Source organism: Bifidobacterium crudilactis, assembly GCF_000738005.1.
Lineage (GTDB): Bacteria > Actinomycetota > Actinomycetes > Actinomycetales > Bifidobacteriaceae > Bombiscardovia > Bombiscardovia crudilactis.
This window is the reverse complement of record NZ_JHAL01000001.1, coordinates 465,657-483,608: the sequence shown is the minus strand read 5'-3', so window position 1 is coordinate 483,608 and position 17,952 is coordinate 465,657. Positions and strand designations below refer to the sequence as shown.

Here is a 17,952-nt window from a genome sequence, read left to right as displayed (position 1 = left end):
TGTCCGCGCCGAACATGTCACGCTGGATTCATAAACTTGGACGCTATGAGCGAGAACACTGAAAGCATACAGGCGAGCCTGACTGCATTACCCGACCACGTGGGTGTGGATGGCTTGGAAGACAAGTGGTGCAAGCAATGGGAGGAGAAGGGAACATACCGTTTCCGCAACACCGCGGAACGTAGCGGCGTCTACTCCATCGACACACCTCCGCCAACGGTGTCGGGTCATCTGCACGTGGGACATGTGTTCTCCTACACTCACACCGATGTCATCGCCAGATTCAAGCGCATGCAGGGATTCGACGTCTTCTACCCGATGGGCTGGGACGACAACGGACTGCCGACGGAACGTCGTGTGCAGAATTATTACGGGGTGCGGGTCGATACCTCGCTCAGATACGATCCTGAATTCAAACCTCCTTTCGAAGGCACCGAGGGCAAGAAAATCGAAGCCCGCGACCAGGTTCCCGTCTCCCGGCAGAACTTCATCGAACTGTGCGAACGCCTTACGGGCGAAGACGAAAAACTCTTCGAGGCACTCTGGAAGTCCCTTGGACTTTCCGTGGACTGGAAACAGACCTACCACACCATCGGCGAACACCCTCGTCGCGTTGCGCAGAAGGCATTCCTGCGCAACCTTGCCCGCGGCGAGGCATACCAGCAGGAAGCACCCGGACTGTGGGACGTGACGTTCCAGACCGCAGTAGCCCAGGCAGAACTGGAATCGCGTGAATACCCCGGTTTCTACCACAAAATCGCCTTCCGCTTCGCGGACGGAACGCCGCTGTACATCGAGACCACACGACCCGAACTGCTGGCTGCTTGCGGCGCACTCATCGCGCACCCCGACGACGACCGATACAAGGCACATTTCGGCGAAACGGTATATTCACCGCTGTTCCACGTCGAGGTTCCCATCCTCGCCCATCCTGCGGCCGAAATGGAGAAAGGCGCCGGCATCGCGATGTGCTGCACCTTCGGCGACATCACCGACGTGCAATGGTGGAGGGAACTCCACCTGCCCACCAGGTCCATCATCCAACGCAACGGACGCATCGTGATGAACGTCCCGGAGTGGATCACGGATGAGGCAGGACGCTCGATATTCGAGCAAACCGAAGGCAAAACGGTCTTTTCCGCACGAAAGATCATCGTGGATGCCCTGCGCGAGTCCGGAGACCTGGATGGGGAGCCCACACCGACCAAGCGTATGACGAATTTCTACGAAAAGGGCGACAAACCCTTGGAAATCGTCACTTCACGTCAGTGGTACCTCCGCAACGGCGGCACCGATGCAGCACTGAACGCCCAGCTCATAGAACGCGGCAAGGAACTTGAGTTCCATCCCGATTTCATGAGGGTGCGCTACGACAATTGGGTGCACGGACTCAACGGCGATTGGCTGGTCTCACGCCAGCGCTTCTTCGGCGTTCCCTTCCCGCTGTGGTACGAAGTCGACGCGAACGGCAACGCGGACTTCTCCAAAATCATCACCCCCGGCGAGGATCAGCTTCCCATCGATCCGACCACGGATACGCCTGCGGGCTACGACGAGTCGCAACGTGACCAGGCCGGCGGCTTCACCGCCGAACGCGACATCATGGACACTTGGGCCACGAGCTCTCTGACACCGCAGATCGTCACCCGCTGGGCCGAGCCCGGCAAGGAAAACGAAAGTCTGCATGCCGCGACCTTCCCGATGGATCTGCGCCCCCAGGGACAGGACATCATCCGTACCTGGCTGTTCAGCTCCGTGGCACGCGCCCACTTGGAAGACGGATGCCTCCCCTGGGCCCATACGGCGCTTTCAGGGTGGATTCTCGATCCCGATCATAAGAAGATGAGCAAGTCGAAGGGCAACGTAGTCGTACCCAACGAACCGATCGCCAAATTCGGCGCGGATGCGGTCCGTTATTGGGCGGCTTCGGCTCGACTGGGACTCGATGCCACATATGACGAAGGACAGATGAAAATCGGTCGCCGTCTGTCCATCAAGCTGCTCAACGCCACGAAGTTCGCCCTGGCCATCGGCCGCGAAGACGAGAACCATCACGTCGCATCGCCCGCCAAGGTCGAATGGAAACTCAGCGACGTCACCGAGACCCTGGATCGTGCGGTCATCGCACGTCTGGCATCCGTCATCCGTGATGCCACGGAAAGCCTGGATACATACGAGCATTCCAAAGCCCTGGAAGTCATCGAAAGTTTCTTCTGGGATTTCTGCGACGATTACATCGAACTCGCGAAGAACCGCGCCTACGGTACCGCTGATGCCACCGGTCTCGTGCCTTCCGAACAGGCGGTGCGCTCGGCCAGAACCACACTCGGCCTCGTTCTGGACGCCTTCGCTCGCCTGTTCGCCCCTTATCTGCCATTCGCATGCGAAGAGGTCTGGGGTTGGATGCACGAAGGCTCCGCTTCCGTGCACCTCGCGAGCTGGCCCACGTCTGAAGCCTATGAACAGGCTTGCGGCGATGTCCGGCCGGATGTGTTGGTCTGGGCGGGTCAGGCTTTGGCGGAGCTGCGGAAAATCAAGTCCGAGGCCAAGGTATCGATGAAAACACCGATTCTCAGTGCAAGACTGGCGGTTCCCTCCGAAGCGATCGCAGCAGTCCGCGAAGCACAGGCCGACATCGCCGAAGCCGGAAGAGTCACCGGCGAACTGCGTTTTGTGGAAGCGGATGCCGCCGACGGCACTGCGGAACAATCCGACGAGACCGCGATCACCGTGGTTGACAGCACCCTCGGTGAGCCACCTGTGAAGAAGCCCAAGCGCTGACACCACCACCAAGGGCTTTGGGTTAGATAACTGCACTAAAAGGACAGCTTTGTGGTGAAATTATTACCACAAAGCTGTCCTTTTAGTGCAGTTATCGTATTTGGAGGGCCTAGGCGAACACGTCCAGAACTCCCGGGTCACCGCCCTCCTCCGCTATTCTGCGATGGCGTTTCTTAGCCTCGGTAACCACGAACTCCCGATACATCTCTGCAATATCCGTATCCAACCCGGCATCCTGTGCAATACGGTGGAGTCGCTCGATTTGCATATGCTCGCGTTGATAATCGGCGGGTTCAAAGCCTGCCCTGGCCTTCAGCACGCCCACTCTCGAGGTGTATTTGAAGCGTTCAGCGAGAAGAGACACAATCGCGGTATCCACGTTATCGATTGACTGTCTGAGGGCTTCTATGCCCGCCACGCAACGGGCGACCTCAGGATCATCGCTGCTGCTCTGCGCATCCACCGTGGTGGAAGCCTCCGTCGTCTGTGATTCGTACTTCTGTGATTCGTATTCCTCTGGCCGAGGCCAGTTTCCTGCGTCGTCTGCTTCACTCATGCTTAATAGAATACAACCAGAGCATTCATTGAGCCGGTCGCCGTAAGCGGCACAGGAAGCACGAATGCGTGTGCCTCCGCTTCTCAAATCAGAGCGGAGGCACACGCATTCGTGTAGCCACAGGCCTCAAGGGCCGTGAAGTTATTTGACCTGAGGCATCGTTGAGGTGATGGCCGCGAGGAAGTCCCGGTTGGATGGCGTTTTCTTCAGACGCGGTACCAGAGTCTGATAGGCCTGCTCGGGCTCCATGCCGCCGAAGGCACGACGCAGCCTGTAGATGACTGCAAGCTCCTCCGGTGGCGTGATGAGCTCCTCACGTCGCGTACCCGAAGAGATGATGTCGATGGCAGGGAAGAGGCGCTTGTCGGCGAGTTCCCTGGAGAGACGCAGCTCCATATTGCCGGTGCCCTTGAACTCCTCGAAAATCACTTCGTCCATCTTGGAACCGGTCTCCACCAATGCGGAAGAGATAATCGTCAGCGAGCCGCCGTTTTCGATATTGCGTGCAGCTCCGAAGAACTTCTTCGGCGGGTACAAGGCCTGCGCGTCGACGCCGCCTGAAAGGATACGCCCTGAAGCCGGGGCGGCGATGTTGTAAGCGCGCGCGAGACGGGTCATCGAGTCGAGCAGCACCACGACGTCCTGACCCAGCTCGACCAGACGCTTGGCACGTTCGATGGCAAGCTCGGCGACCGTGGTGTGATCGGATGCGGGACGGTCGAATGTGGATGAGATGACTTCACCCTGAACCGTGCGCTCCATATCGGTGACTTCCTCAGGACGCTCATCGACGAGGACGACCATCAGATGAACCTCGGGGTTGTTCGTGGAGATGGAGTTGGCGATATTCTGCAGGGTGATGGTCTTGCCCGCCTTGGGTGGGGAGACTATCAGGCCACGCTGTCCCTTGCCGATAGGCGAGATGATATCGATCAACCGTCCGGTGAGCTTGTTCGGCTGGGTCTCCATCCTCAGACGTTCCTGGGGATACAGCGGTGTGAGCTTGTTAAAATGCGCCCTGTTCGAAGCATCCTCGATGCTCATGCCGTTGACCGAGTCGATGGACTGCAGCGGTACGAATTTCTGGCGTTGATTGCGCCGATCCCCCTCGCGTGGAGGCCTGATGGCGCCATGGACCGCATCGCCCTTGCGCAACGCGTATTTACGAACCTGTCCCATCGAGACATAGACGTCATTCGGGCCGGGCAGGTATCCGGAGGTCCTGATGAACGCATAGGAGTCCAACACGTCTACGATGCCTGCAACGGGAACCAGCTCCTCCTGCTGCGAGTCCTCACGACGGTCTTCCTCGCGTGCCTCGTAGTCCGCTGAACGGTCGCGGCGGTTACGGTTGCGGCGTTCACCATTGCGGTCATTGCGATCATTACGATCGTTGCGATCATTACGGTCTGAACCGCGGTCATTACGATTGCCTCGGCCACCGCGATCGTTGCGTTCACTCCTGTCACGACGTCCACGACGAACGAACTCGTGCTCTTCGCCATTGCCTTCATGATCATTGCTGCGCTGCTGGCTATGCTCATTGCGATTAGGCAATACCGCCAGGATGTCATCGAGATCGCGTACCGAACCGTGATCGTTGCTGTCCTCGCTCGCGGCTTGAGAACGATTGCGTCTGCGACGTGGCAGCGTCAGCGCATCCCCGTCCTTGTGGGTACGGGTCGGCTGACCATCTTGCGAGGTGCCCCGCTTCGATGGTGCGTCGACTGCCGCGCTGGGAGTGAACACATCGTCTGACTTGGCATCATGGACGCGACGTGTTTGACCCGCGCCCGAAGCCTGAGAGATTCCACTCTCCTCGGCCTGTGCACTTTCGCGAGAGCGTTCATCGCTTCCCGCGTTGTTCGAAGCACCAAGGGTGCCGTTTTCCGATTCCTTGCTGTCAACAGATTCCTGCTGATTGGCATTGACGGAGCGCACTGTCACTCCCGCAGGTGCCTCGCCGCCCGAGCGTGCCGCTTCTATCGTTGCAATGAGAGCGGGCTTTCGCATCGTGGAGGTGCCTCGCAGACCGAGCTGCTTGGCAAGCTCCTTGAGCTCAGGCAGTTTCATATCAGTGAGTTTTTGGCTTGTTGCCACAGTAATAATGCCTTTCCTACCGCTTCGTCGACACAGAGTCTGACGTGGCTAGAGAATAATGGCGGAACATCCGCATATTGAAGTCCAATGCTGTCTCAGCATCAGGAACTTTGAATACCTTACATCGACAAGGCTTATCTTGCAAAACGAAACGCCAAGGCGACATTCCACGATTCCCGGTGAATGCCCGACGACGCACTCTACGGCAAATCCGAATATGAAAGCAATGATGCGACGGTCTTCGTCATGAACATCGTTTCGCGTATCGCCGTGACCTCGATGTCACGGCATATGACGGCGGCGGTCTCGTCACCGACCGTCAAAGCCGCTGACGACACCGCCGCCGTATTCAAAAACCAGGCTCTCACCCAACTGCCGCTCGGGTGGAACCACAGTGGCGAGAAGCCCCTGCTATCGCCTGCTCAGACTTCACTTCTCTTCGTGATAGCTCTTCTCCGTGTTGACGTTCCACACATTGGCCTTCGACGTGCGACCCGTGCGAATGTTCTCGACCGCTTCCATCGATGTGGCCATCGAATGGTCCTGGTTGTTGTAGTGGTGCTGACCGTTGCGTCCGACACAATACAGGTTGCCGAAGGAATCCAGCCACTCCACCAGCTCAGGCATCTGCGCATAGGTATCGAAGTAGGCCGGATACGCCTTGGGCACACGCTCGCGGTGCGAGTCCATGACATCCTGCGCTCCGTTGATGATGCCCATGCGGGTGAGCTCGTCCACGGCGAAGGCCGTCGCCTTCTCATCGCTGAGGTTCCAGAAATCATCGCCCTCTTCGCAGAAATACTCCAGGCCGATCCACACCGTATCGTCAACGTTCTTGACCAGGTATGGGCTCCAGTTGTTGAACACCTGCAGACGTCCGACCTTGAATCCCGGATCCTGAACGTAAATCCAGCAATCGGGGACGATCGGCGGATTGCCCAGCGTCGGAGTGTCGGTGGTGTTACGGATTCGCAGACGTTTGACGAGAAGCCCAACCGTGACGAAATCACGGTATGGCAAGCCGTTGGCGATATGCGTCATATCCGCCGGCGCCGATGTCGGGGAGGCCTTGACCGCGTTGACCAGGTCCTTGATGGGCATGGATGAGATCACGTCATCAGCCTGAAGACTGACTCTGTTGCCGTCGGAATCCACGTACACCACCGCAGACAGACGTCCGTCCTGCTGATCCAGCTCAACGACCTTGGCATCGGTGATGACCTTGACACCGGCCTCTCGGCAGTTCTCCTCCACGGTTTCCCAAAGCTGACCAGGCCCGAGCTTCGGGTACCAGAACTCCTCAATCAGACTGGTCTCGACCTCATGGGCATCGCGCTTCTTCGGCAGCATCTTCTGCACCGCGTTCTTCAGCACGCCCATGATGCTCAGTCCCTTGACACGCTGGGCACCCCAGTCGGCGCTGATCTCCTTTGGTGCGCGGCCCCACAGCTTCTCCGTATAACCGGCGAAGAACATCGAATAGAGCTTGCGTCCGAAACGATTGATATAGAAGTTCTCGAGGTTGTCTTCGGGAAGCTTGTGGAACACCGACTTGAGGTAGCTGAAGCCCGCAACCATAGTCAATCTGAAGCCCAGAGCCTTCAGGGTATTGGCCGAAAGGGAGATGGGGTAATCAAAGAAGTGATGGTTCCAGTAGATTCTCGAAACGCGGTGACGCTTCAGCATCACTTTGTCAGTGGTTTCGGGGTCTGGGCCACCAGGCTCAAGATCATGGTGGCGGTTGAGCTTCTTGTCGTCATAGGAAGGAGCACCCTGTAGCGGAAGCACATTCTTCCACCAGTCCATGATGCGATCGTCCTTGGAGAAGAAGCGATGCCCTCCGATGTCCATGCGGTTGCCGTTATGCTTCACGGTTCTTGAAATGCCACCGAACTGATTCGAGGCTTCAAGCACGATCACGTCATATTTGTCGCTGCCGCCGTCCTTGGCCAGTTCCCATGCGGCGGTCAGACCTGCCGGGCCTCCACCGATGATGACCACGGATTGTTTTTCTGTCAACTTGACCTCCTGAGCACAATAATCCCGTCTAGTCTATACGAAAGACCCCACGTAACTGCCGAATAGCAAAATCTCCAGCCAATGCACACGCTTAAAGGGAAAGCGGTTGACTGGAACGGTTTATGCCGATTCACACACCCCGCGCCGCAATCGTTTCTGAGATTACCTTCGTCGCCTTTGCCTGAATACGAGCGACTCCTGCCCGGACTTACGGGCAGCCTCCCAATCTGGCGGGCGCTCACCGAAGCCATGGAATCACCGAAGCGACCCGGCAGGCTCAGTTTATGGAATCGGGAATGTCTATGTCGCTTTTCTGGACTTCCTCGACGTTGACATCCTTGAATGTGACAATGCGCACATTCTTGACAAAGCGACTTGGCCGGTACACATCCCAAACCCATGCATCGGTGAGCTGAACATCGAAATACACATCCTGCCCGGCGCTTCGAACATTGAAATCCACCTTATTGGCGAGGTAGAACCTGCGTTCCGTTTCGACCACATAGGTGAACAGCTTGATGACATCCCTGTATTCCCGGTACAGTGCAAGCTCCGCATCGGTTTCGTAGTTATCCAAGTCCTCTGCACTCATCGTTTCAGTCCTTCTGACCTTCATCCGTGCGGGTGCGGCTTCTGCCGATATTCCTCCACCAGGCACGTTTGGACGTTTTTCTGCTGCTCTGGTTGTACGGCCATTCCGCCTGATCGTCGCCCTGATCGTCCTTCTGTTCGTCAGGACTCTCGACATGTCGATTATCGGCATGCTCGTCTTCGGCGGGATGCGGGGCAAGCGCATCCTTCAAGGAGGTTTTCTCTATGGTCTCCACGGATTCAGGTGGAAGCGCCACAGGAGGCGCCTGACGGAGCGGGTGATCATCAATGCTCGCCGCAGTCTTCTTCCCTGAGGATTCCGCCTTGTTGCGCAGCTGGATGGCCAGCGAGTGCTCCTTGGCGCTTAAGGCCTCGCGCACACCGGGATTGTCCTCGATCACATGCATGCCGAAGGCATCCAGCGATTGAATCGGATCATACTCGTCGACAAGCGTGTCCATCACGATGAGATCCTGATATTTCCCGTTTTCCGCATCCCATAGAGCATCACGCGACGTGCCTTGAGGAACGAAGCCGAGGGACTGATACACCGATGTCGACCGGGTGTTCTTCTCGGGAACGCTGACCCATATCCGGTGAAGTCCAAGGCCCGCTGGCTCGGGGGCGAAACCATAGGTCATAACCCTCGGCATGGCGTCGCGCGAGTACCCGCGCCCCCGGTAGTTCTTGCCGAGAACGACCTGTATGCGTGCCGATCGTGCCCATCCGTCGATATCGATCAGAAAAATCATGCCGATGATGGCATCGCCATTGCGCTCTGACTCGGCATCCTCATCGCCGTTCTCGCTGCTGGCGAGCATCGCCCATGCCACGGTCCTGCGGGATTCGGGATCGCCGACGCCGGACTCTCCTGCCGTCTGCCCCCAACTCCAGGCGACCGAGCGCTTTACCCAGGTGTGCACCACGGCTCGTTCCGCCTGCGGTCCTTTTCCTGTAATGCCCGAAGCATTGTAGAAAGCCTCAAGTCGGTCCATATATAGAAGATCGTCAAGCCCGGCAGGGCGCAGGTGCACCATCTCCCCTTTTATTTCGGGAATGATGAGGCGCTCCGGCAGCTCCCTGCTTTGCTCCGACTCCGGACTGTTGACTTCGTTGGCTTGTACCATATCCCGCCTTCGTAGTTGCTAGTCGTCTGGAATTTCCATGTATTGCACGACTCTGATGCGATTACGCGCATACAGTGTACATCACAGCGAGGCGACTTTTTCCGAAACGATGGTACGCACCGCCTTGGCATCAGCCTGTCCATGGGTGGCTTTCATCACAGCTCCGATAATCGCTCCCATAGGCTTCATGTTGCCCGACTTCAGCTTCTCGACGATGTCGGGATTGGCGGCAAGAGCCTCGTCGACTGCGGCGACCAACGCCCCGTCGTCGGAAACGACCTGATACCCGTGCTTGGCTACGACCTCTTCAGGGCTGCCTTCGCCCGCGAGCACTCCGGATACGGTCTGCTTGGCGAGTTTGTCGTTCAGCGTTCCCTTGGCAATCAGCACCTCGACCTGTGCGACATCAGCCGGAGTAATAGGCAGCTCTTCCAGACTGATTTCCTTGGCGTTGGCTTCGCGGGACAGCTCACCCATCCACCATTTGCGCGCTCCGGATGCTTTGGCGCCAGCCTTCACGGTTTCCTCGATGAGGTCAAGAGCGTCGGCGTTCACCACATCACGCATCTCCAAATCGGAGAAGCCCCAGTCTGCCTTGAGTCGTGCACGACGGTCGCGTGGCATTTCGGGCATTTGCTTCCTGAGCTCCTCGATGTGGTCGCTGGTGACATGCACCATGACCAGATCAGGGTCGGGGAAGTAGCGGTAATCGTCGGCATCGGATTTGATGCGCCCTCCGGCGGTGCACTGAGAACCTTCGTCCCAATGACGGGTCTCCTGAAGAATCTCGCCACCTGCATCCAGAATCGCCGCCTGCCTGCGAATCTCGTATGCCATCGTCTTCTCGATGCCTTTGAAGGTGTTGACGTTCTTGGTTTCCGAACGGGTACCCAAAGCATCGCCCGGGTTCTTGCGCAGAGAAACGTTCACATCGGCGCGCATATTGCCCTGCTCCATACGGGCGTGGGAAATATTCAGCGCCTTCACGATGTCACGGATGGCGCGCACGTATGCACCGGCGATTTCAGGTGCACGCGCACCCGCGCCTTCCACCGGCTTGGTCACGATCTCCACCAGCGGCACTCCTGCGCGGTTATAGTCGCACAGCGAGTGATCGGCACCTTCGATTCGCCCATCGGCTCCGCCGACGTGGGTGTTCTTCCCGGCATCGTCCTCGACATGGGCGCGCTCGATCTGCACGCGGAATATCTCTCCGTCCGCCAGCTCCACATCAAGATATCCGTTGCCGTTCAGCGGCTTGTCATATTGCGAGATCTGATAGTCGCGCGGCATATCCGGGTAGAAGTAGTTCTTGCGTGCGAACTGGCTCCATTCCGCGATTTCACAGTGCAATGCCAGACCCAGCTTGATGGCGTAGTCTATGGCGGTCTTGTTCACCACCGGAAGGCTGCCGGGCAGCCCAAGCGACACCGGTGTGAGCTGGGTGTTCGGCTCGCCGCCGAATTCAATGTGCGCGGGGCAGAAGAGCTTGGTGTTCGTGCTGAGCTCCACATGGACTTCAAGACCGAAAACCGTGTCGAACTCTGAAACGGCATCGGCGTACTTCATCAATTTGTCAGCCATATCGAATGTAATCCTTCCGATGCTTACTTGTTCAGGCCGTCAAGCCAAGGGGTGTTCATGGACTGCCAGATTGGTCCTTGCTGCTGTTCGAGCAACGCGGCCTCCAAGGCGGCGGCAGGCTTGTACAGCTTCTCGTCATGCATCTGCGGTGCGAAGAACTGGAAACCGGTTGGCAGCCCGTCATCACTGAGACCGGCAGGAATCGACATTGCCGGAACGCCCGCAAGATTCGCAGGGATCGTGGCGATATCCTCCAGATACATCGTCAGCGGGTCATTCATCTTCTCGCCGAATTTGAATGCGGTGCTTGGACTCGTCGGAGACACCAATACGTCGACCTGTTCGAAGGCCTTGGCGAAATCGCGGATGATCAGCGTACGGACCTTCTGGGCCGAACCGTACCAGGCATCGTAGTACCCGGCGGACAGCGCATACGTGCCCAGGATGATCCGTCGTTTGACCTCGTCGCCGAATCCTGCCTCACGGGTTGCCGCCATCATATTCGCCGCCGTCTGCGGCGTGCCATCCTCAGGCATCACTCGCAGGCCGTATCGCATACCGTCATACCGTGCAAGGTTGCTTGAGACCTCGGAAGGCATGATGATGTAGTAGGCACCAAGGGCATAGGAGAAATGAGGACATGAGACCTCAACGACTTCGGCGCCCATGTCTTCAAGAGCCGCGACCGCTTCCTTGAACCGTGCTTCGACTCCGGGCTGGAACCCTTCGCCGCCGATTTCCTTGACCAATCCGACGCGCATACCGTGCAGGTCACGCTTCTGCCCTTCTCGAGCGGCATCGGCCAGCTTGGGCAGAGGCTTTGGAATCGATGTGGAGTCGCGCTCATCGTAGCCGCCGATGACCTCGTGCAGGAGCGCAGCATCAAGGACGGTACGTGAGACCGGCCCGATCTGATCGAGAGAGGACGCCATCGCAATCGCACCGAAACGCGAAACGCCGCCATAGGTCGGCTTCACCCCGACGGTTCCGGTCAATGCGCCTGGCTGACGAATCGAGCCACCGGTGTCGGTGCCCAACGCCAAAGGCGCTTCGAAAGCGGCGACCGCGGAAGCGGAGCCACCGCCTGAACCACCGGGGACTCGTTCCGTATCCCAGGGATTGTGCGTGGTCTGGTAGGCGCTGTGCTCGGTCGAAGAACCCTGGGCGAACTCGTCCAGATTGGTTTTTCCGAGAATCGGCATACCTGCGTCTTTGAGTTTGCGCACGACGGTCGCATCGTAAGGAGGAATCCATCCCTCGAGAATCTTGGATGCCGCAGTGGTGGGAATGCCTTTGGTAACGATCATGTCCTTGACTGCGATCGGCACACCGGCCAATTCGGGAAGACCGTCGATGTCACCCGCCTTGCGACGGGCATCGAAGTCATCGGCCTGCTGCAAAGCCTCATCCTTGGAGACCTGAAGGAAGGCCTGAATGCTCGGTTCCGCGGCTTCGATGGTCGACACTTCCGCCTCGACGAGCTCTCGGCTGGAGACCTCTCCGCTACGTATCTGCTCCGCCATCTCGGCAGCACTCAGCCTGACAAGTTCACTGTGTTGTGTCATTGTTTCCCTCACTCCTCACCAAGAATGCGTGGGGCCACGAACATACCGGCCTCGGTTGCAGGCGCCCCGCTCAGCGCCTCTTCCTGCGTCAGTGGCTGTTCCGCCACATCCGGCCGCAGATATGCCTCCAAGGGCACCGGATTCGCCGTGGGGGGCACATCCTCACCGGCGACTTCCTGGACTTTTGCAATCGACTCGGCGATCACGTTGAGCTCGCCCTGGAGCCTGCTGATCTCGTCATCGGTGAGGGCTATGCGAGCAAGGTCTCCCAAATGCTCGATTTCTTCTCGTGTGAATGTTGGCATAGCCTTTACTATATGTGCCGTGTGTGACACCTCAACGTCATATACAGGACACATTCGCACCCCGAATCGGCGATGGCCGAATGCCTCGGCGTTCAGGCGATGTCGCGATGCTTGACCAGCAGGGTCCCCACCACGTACGACACGGCCGACCAAACCAGCAGCAGCAGGAGGCTTTGCCACCAATTCGGGTCGAAGGCGCTCGAAGACGCCGAACTCATCGAGCTGTTTATGTCGGCACCGATCGCCCCATCCATCAGGGAGTTGGGCAGAAACTCCGTCGCGGAGCCAATCCAATCGAATCCCCCTCCCAGCAAGGAGAGCACCGAAAGAATCTGTGGGACGATCATCATCAAGGCAATGAAGGCAAAGACCGCGCCTACCGTTGACCGGCAGATGCCGGCAATGCCGAGAGCCAGTATCGAGACCAGCACCGAAGACACCACGGCCGCGCCTATGACGATCAACGGCGTGAAGCGTTGCCCCGAGGACAAGGGCTCCAAGGTCGAGCCGACGAAGAACAGATGCGCAACCCCCCACGCCAGCAGCACACCCACCAGTGTGGAGACTCCGGTAAGCGCCGATAGTGCGAGCCCCTTCGCGGCCATCAGCATCCCGCGGCGCGGGTTCGCCGTCAACGATGACTGTATCGACATGTTCCCGAATTCTGAGGTCAGGGACATGATGGACAGAATGCCTATCGCCAGAACCGCTGTGCTGACGAAGGCTCCGACGGAGGTCCACAACGCCGTCATCTGTATTGGTCTGGCAACGTCGAGCGTGTTGCCCTTGTCGTCAAGAGTGCTGGTCAGCTGTATGCTCCAAGCCACGAGCAGTGTGCCCAACGGAATCAATGCGGTGTTGATGATCAGCAGGATGTAGCTGGACTTGAGGCTGAGGAGTTTGACCAGTTCAGCTCGGGTGCTGCCCGCCAGGCTTACATGGATTCGTCGTGGGGACAGGCGACTGCCGGAAACGTAGCCGTGTCGTGGTGACTGCGTCGAGCCTTGCGTATTCGTTGAACTCATCGTGCGACCTCCCCTGATGCCATCGGTACGACGCGCTGCGCCGGAATCTCCTGCGCCATGTACTCCACATGGCCGTGGGTCAGCTCCATGTATGCCTGTTCTAGCGACGAGTGCTCGGTGCGTAGCTCATAGATGCGTATGCTCCCGAAGGACACGGCCTGCGCCAGACGCTCGAGTGGAACGCCGACGATATGGAATACGGGAACGCCGTCTGGATCTTCGGAGCTGGCGTCGATGCGCTCGACCTGCGCTCCTTCGAGCGTCGCCAGCACCCTTCTCAGTTCCTCCTCGTCCGGCGTCGCTACCCGGATGGCCGAACTCGAGTGTTTATCGATGAAGGCCTGCACGGAGGTGTCTTCCAGGACACGACCCTGGCCGATGATGACGAGGCTGTCGGCCGTGAGCGCGACCTCACTCATCAGGTGAGAGCTGAGCAGCACGGCTCTACCCTGCCCCGCGTAGTAGCGGCAGAGTTCCCTCACCCAACGCACGCCTTCCGGGTCAAGACCGTTGATAGGTTCGTCCAGAACCAGATTGTGCGGATCTCCCAGCAAAGCCGTGGCGATGGAGAGCCTCTGGCCCATTCCCAAAGAGAAGGCTCCTGCCCGACGTTTCTTGACGTTGGCGATGCCGGTGATGTCGATGACCTCATCGACCCGCGACTTGGGAATGTTGTTGGTCAGCGCCAGGGCATGAAGATGTGCGTATGCCGAGCGGCCCTTGTGAGCAGATTTGGCGTCCAGAACCGCGCCGACCTCGAACATCGGTGAACGCATGCTCAGGAAGGGCTGTCCGTCGATCAAGGCCTCGCCCTCGTCGGCTCTGATAAGCCCCAGGGCCGTACGCATGGTGGTGGATTTGCCGGCGCCGTTCGGGCCGAGAAAACCAGTCACCTTGCCATCCTGTGCAACGAAGGACACATCGTTGACCGCGAGCCTGCCTTTGAATGATTTGCTGAGCTTCCGTATTTCGATCACACTACGAATCTATCAGCTAATTCCAAGCTTCGTGCCGCCTGTGAGACGACCAGGCCGTTACGCATGGCCTATGTACACATGACCTATTCACGAATGGCCGATGCACGAATGGCACTATCACAGACAACTGCCGCATGCGACTGCCATATGCGAAGATGTCCTCACCGGGACCGCCCATGCTGCTCGATCCAGGAATGCATCGCCACCGCCGCGGCCGCTCCGGCATTGATCGAGCGGACCGACCCGTACTGGGAGATGAACACCACGTCATCGGCGCAGGTCAGGGCCTTTTCCGACAATCCCGGACCTTCCGCACCGAATATCAGCAGGCAGCGCTCGGGAAATTCGAACCGCTCTATGGCAACGGCGCCCGGTACATTATCGATGGCGATGATCCGCGTGGAGGTGCCGTCGTCGCGTTCCTCGTCCGCAGCCTTCACGTGATCCAGAAGAGCCTGCATGGAGGGATGCTGCTCAACATGCTGGTAGAGCTCGGTCATCAACGCGCCCTTGCGATTCCACTTGTGCGGTCCGACGATATGGACTTTTGCCGCTGCGAAGGCGTTGGCGGTACGCACGATCGAGCCGATGTTGAAGTCATGCGTCCAGTTCTCGATGGCCACTTCGAAGAGATGTCTGCCCCGACTGTCGAGTTCGTCGCGTATCGCCTCGACGCTCCAGTAACGAAATGCATCGAGCACGTTGCGCCGATCCCCGTTGTCGAGAAGCTCGCTGTCGTATCGTGGGTCATACTGCTCTGATGCCGGGTCATCGGGACGCGGCTCATCCGGATGCGTCTGCGCCCACGGACCTACCCCGACCTCGCGAAACTCAGGTTCCCCCGATGCCAGCGATGCGAGCGTGAAGGCGGAAGGCTTGCTCACTGCCCCTCCTTGGCGTCCGAATCAACGGCAACGCGCGCGGAATCCCCGGCACCCGATTCCCGCTCCGGGTTGACCGCGGAGAATTCATCCTCGTCGAACACTCTGACGAAGGGCAGGGTGTGTCTGCTCCCGTCAAGAGGGTTCACCGCTTCGATGCCTTCCGTAGAGCGCGTGGAGCCGATCAAAGAGGCGATTCCCAGCACTTCAGCACCCTCCCGTTGCAGGATGCCGAAATCCAGGCTCAGTTCGTTGCCGTTGCGCAGTGTAACCAGCGACGATGTCTGCACGTATGATTTTTCGCTGAGCCACGCGTCCAGCAGGAACACACGTTCGCCGCGCACGGATGGCCCTTTGATGCCCGGGTAGACGAAATCCATGACGAAGGCATCGAGATCCTGTCCTCGCGAAGCTGCGGCCTGCACCATTGAGATGGCCAAAGGAATCGCGGCCGCCGTCAGCGCACCCACGGCATCGAAATCATCGATGCCGAAGCCTGCTTCCTCGAGGGTATCCAGCAGCAGATGACCCGCCAACTGGGAACCCTGGTGATCGTATGTCACAGCGGACAGCTCGCTGAAGGGCTTAAGGGAGACCTCGGGAATCAGCAAACGTCGGAGCTGTTCCTTGGTATCGAGTGTCTCAACGTTGCCGACCCCTTGTTCCTTGCGCAATTCAGGAGCGCCTGTCTGCCGAAATGTTCCGGATTCTCGTTGTGATGCCATGACAACCAGAATAGAGCCGGGCACGCCCAGAGTGAATCCGAAGCCATGAAACGCTCAGCGACCGCGTTCCCCTCCGTCAGGCACCGGCGTATCCGACGCTATCTTCGCATCCTCTTCCTGCACTTCCGGCGCAGTGAGTTCGCGGATATTGGCCTGTTCCGAATCTATGAGTCCGACTTCCTCGATGATCTTGGATTGGTCGAGCTTTTGCAACCTGCGAGCGGTGACCAGCACCCTCGATTCCAGAGAGGATGCGAACTGGTTGTATGCCCCTACGCTTTTGGTGATGGCCTTGCCCAAGGCATTGGCTCTGCCGCCGAGCACCACGAAACGCCCATACAGCTCCTTGGATAGGGTAAACAGCGTCTTCGCGTCATCGGTGAGACTCTGCTGCTGCCATGCGTAGGCGACGGACTTGAGAACGGCCCATAATGTAACCGGCGAGGTCAGGGCAACTTTCTGCGCGAAGGCGTCGTCCATCAGCGTGGGGTCCGCTTCCAGAGCCGCTTGGAGCAGAGATTCATTGGGTATGAAGGCCACCACGAAATCAGGGGCGGTGTCGAAGGCATTCCAATAGGCCTTGTCCCCCAGTGTCTTGACGTGTTCCCTCAGATCCTTGGCATGCGATTTAAGCAAGGCCGATCTGCGAAGCAGCTCGTCCTGGGGCGCGGTCTCGGGAATCTCACAGGCCCTCTGGTAATTGGCATACGGAGCTTTGGCATCAATGGGTATCGTTTTACCTCCCGGCAGGTGAACGATCATATCCGGCCGCTGAATATGACCATCGCCATCGCTGACCACAACCTGCGTATCAAAGTCGACATGCTCAAGCAATCCCGCCGATTCGACGATGTTCTTCAACTGGGCCTCGCCCCAGGCGCCGCGAATCTTGTTGTTCCGCAGAGCCGATGCCAGCGAACTCGTTTCCTTGTCCAATCGGGTCTGCTGATCACCAAGCCCCTTGAGCTGCTCACCGAGCATCCCCATCTCGTGCTTGCGTCCCTCTTCAATCTGCGCGACCTTGCGCTGCAAGGCCTCGAGGTTCTGCTGCACCGGAGACAACGCGCTCAGAACCTTGCTCTGCTCCTGCATGCCCTGCCGCTGCTGCTGCTCACGTTTCCGGGATTCCTCCCGGTTGCGCTCCTGCTCCAGCTCCAGACGCCGCTGTTCCGAGCGCTGGGACTCGACCAGCTGTGACTTCACGTAGTCCAGCTGCTGCTGCAGCCCTTCGGCCCTCGTTGAAGACTCCACAACCCTGGCATTGGCGGATTGCAGATTTTCCGTCAGAGTCTCGCAACGACGAAGCAGTGTCTGGGCGTCCTCGCCCCCTTGACCGCCGTCTGCGCCCGAGCGGGCGCCCAGCGAAGAATACCTTCCGAATGCGAATCCTGCGAGCGCAGCCAGCAATACGGCCAGGACCACAAGAAGCAACGACATGGAAGCAGAAGCATTATCGAACATATGTTCTATTGAATCAGCATCGCTGGACGTCGCGCAGGCATTGCGACGGTGCTCACGTCTGAGCAGACGAGGTCATCCCGACTCAGACGGCATCCTCTCCCCGGCCTTGCAGAGGTCAGGGCCCCAGACGGCAAATACGTGGTCTGCGTGTAAACATATGGTCCATCTGATGCGCAACGGTACAGGAATATACAATGCAAAGGTCACGGTGTTGCCTCCGGCACGGCCTTCGCGCCACAGGCGGACGCCTGCCGA

Annotated in this window: 15 protein-coding genes; 1 reads left to right on the top strand and 14 read right to left on the bottom strand. The window is 58.6% G+C overall.

The features are described 5' to 3' along the window. The first annotated feature begins 45 nt into the window (after positions 1 to 45). Positions 46 to 2,781: a valine--tRNA ligase gene (gene valS / locus DB51_RS01875; protein WP_034250840.1), complete on the top strand. Its 2,736-nt coding sequence runs from the start codon at positions 46 to 48 to the stop codon at positions 2,779 to 2,781. Between the two features lie 109 nt (positions 2,782 to 2,890). Here valS and DB51_RS01870 read toward each other — a convergent pair whose 3' ends face one another. The 14 genes from DB51_RS01870 to DB51_RS01810 form a co-directional block, all read right to left on the bottom strand. Beyond that, positions 2,891 to 3,337, bottom strand: a complete 447-nt coding sequence (locus tag DB51_RS01870; RefSeq protein WP_034250839.1) for a chorismate mutase — start codon at positions 3,335 to 3,337, stop codon at positions 2,891 to 2,893. Positions 3,338 to 3,478: 141 nt separating this feature from the next. After that, entirely contained in the window at positions 3,479 to 5,437 is a 1,959-nt protein-coding gene (gene rho, locus DB51_RS01865) for a transcription termination factor Rho (protein ID WP_034250838.1), read from the bottom strand. A 200-nt stretch (positions 5,438 to 5,637) separates the two neighbouring features. Next, positions 5,638 to 5,805: a hypothetical protein gene (locus DB51_RS10145; protein ID WP_156958180.1), complete on the bottom strand. Its 168-nt coding sequence runs from the start codon at positions 5,803 to 5,805 to the stop codon at positions 5,638 to 5,640. Between the two features lie 61 nt (positions 5,806 to 5,866). Further along, complete coding sequence (locus tag DB51_RS01860) at positions 5,867 to 7,456, bottom strand: NAD(P)/FAD-dependent oxidoreductase (RefSeq protein WP_034250837.1); 1,590 nt, start codon at positions 7,454 to 7,456, stop codon at positions 5,867 to 5,869. A 277-nt stretch (positions 7,457 to 7,733) separates the two neighbouring features. After that, positions 7,734 to 8,048 (bottom strand): DUF2469 domain-containing protein, encoded by a 315-nt coding sequence (locus DB51_RS01855; RefSeq protein ID WP_034250836.1) that lies wholly within the window; start codon positions 8,046 to 8,048, stop codon positions 7,734 to 7,736. Between the two features lie 4 nt (positions 8,049 to 8,052). Continuing rightward, on the bottom strand, positions 8,053 to 9,174 hold the full coding sequence (locus DB51_RS01850) for a GNAT family N-acetyltransferase (protein WP_034250835.1): 1,122 nt from the start codon (positions 9,172 to 9,174) through the stop codon (positions 8,053 to 8,055). Positions 9,175 to 9,255: 81 nt separating this feature from the next. After that, complete coding sequence (gene gatB / locus DB51_RS01845; RefSeq protein ID WP_034250834.1) at positions 9,256 to 10,758, bottom strand: Asp-tRNA(Asn)/Glu-tRNA(Gln) amidotransferase subunit GatB; 1,503 nt, start codon at positions 10,756 to 10,758, stop codon at positions 9,256 to 9,258. Between the two features lie 23 nt (positions 10,759 to 10,781). Then, the gene (gatA, locus tag DB51_RS01840) at positions 10,782 to 12,323 is read right to left on the bottom strand and encodes an Asp-tRNA(Asn)/Glu-tRNA(Gln) amidotransferase subunit GatA (protein WP_034250833.1); all 1,542 of its coding nucleotides are present in this window, start codon (positions 12,321 to 12,323) and stop codon (positions 10,782 to 10,784) included. Positions 12,324 to 12,331: 8 nt separating this feature from the next. Then, the gene (gene gatC / locus DB51_RS01835; RefSeq protein ID WP_034250832.1) at positions 12,332 to 12,628 is read right to left on the bottom strand and encodes an Asp-tRNA(Asn)/Glu-tRNA(Gln) amidotransferase subunit GatC; all 297 of its coding nucleotides are present in this window, start codon (positions 12,626 to 12,628) and stop codon (positions 12,332 to 12,334) included. A gap of 92 nt (positions 12,629 to 12,720) precedes the next feature. After that, positions 12,721 to 13,653: an ABC transporter permease gene (locus tag DB51_RS01830; RefSeq protein WP_051867160.1), complete on the bottom strand. Its 933-nt coding sequence runs from the start codon at positions 13,651 to 13,653 to the stop codon at positions 12,721 to 12,723. Next, a complete protein-coding gene (locus DB51_RS01825; RefSeq protein ID WP_034250831.1) occupies positions 13,650 to 14,630 on the bottom strand; it encodes an ATP-binding cassette domain-containing protein in 981 nt (326 codons plus the stop codon). Before DB51_RS01825 ends, DB51_RS01830 begins: the two co-directional genes overlap by 4 nt. 161 nt (positions 14,631 to 14,791) lie before the next feature. Continuing rightward, positions 14,792 to 15,514 (bottom strand): TrmH family RNA methyltransferase, encoded by a 723-nt coding sequence (locus DB51_RS01820; RefSeq protein ID WP_034250830.1) that lies wholly within the window; start codon positions 15,512 to 15,514, stop codon positions 14,792 to 14,794. Further along, positions 15,511 to 16,236, bottom strand: coding sequence for an orotate phosphoribosyltransferase (locus DB51_RS01815; RefSeq protein ID WP_238548271.1), 726 nt, complete (start codon positions 16,234 to 16,236; stop codon positions 15,511 to 15,513). The genes DB51_RS01820 and DB51_RS01815 overlap by 4 nt, the downstream gene beginning before the upstream one ends. Before the next feature lie 54 nt (positions 16,237 to 16,290). After that, positions 16,291 to 17,697 (bottom strand): DNA recombination protein RmuC, encoded by a 1,407-nt coding sequence (locus tag DB51_RS01810; RefSeq protein ID WP_051867159.1) that lies wholly within the window; start codon positions 17,695 to 17,697, stop codon positions 16,291 to 16,293. Between the last annotated feature and the right edge of the window lie 255 nt (positions 17,698 to 17,952).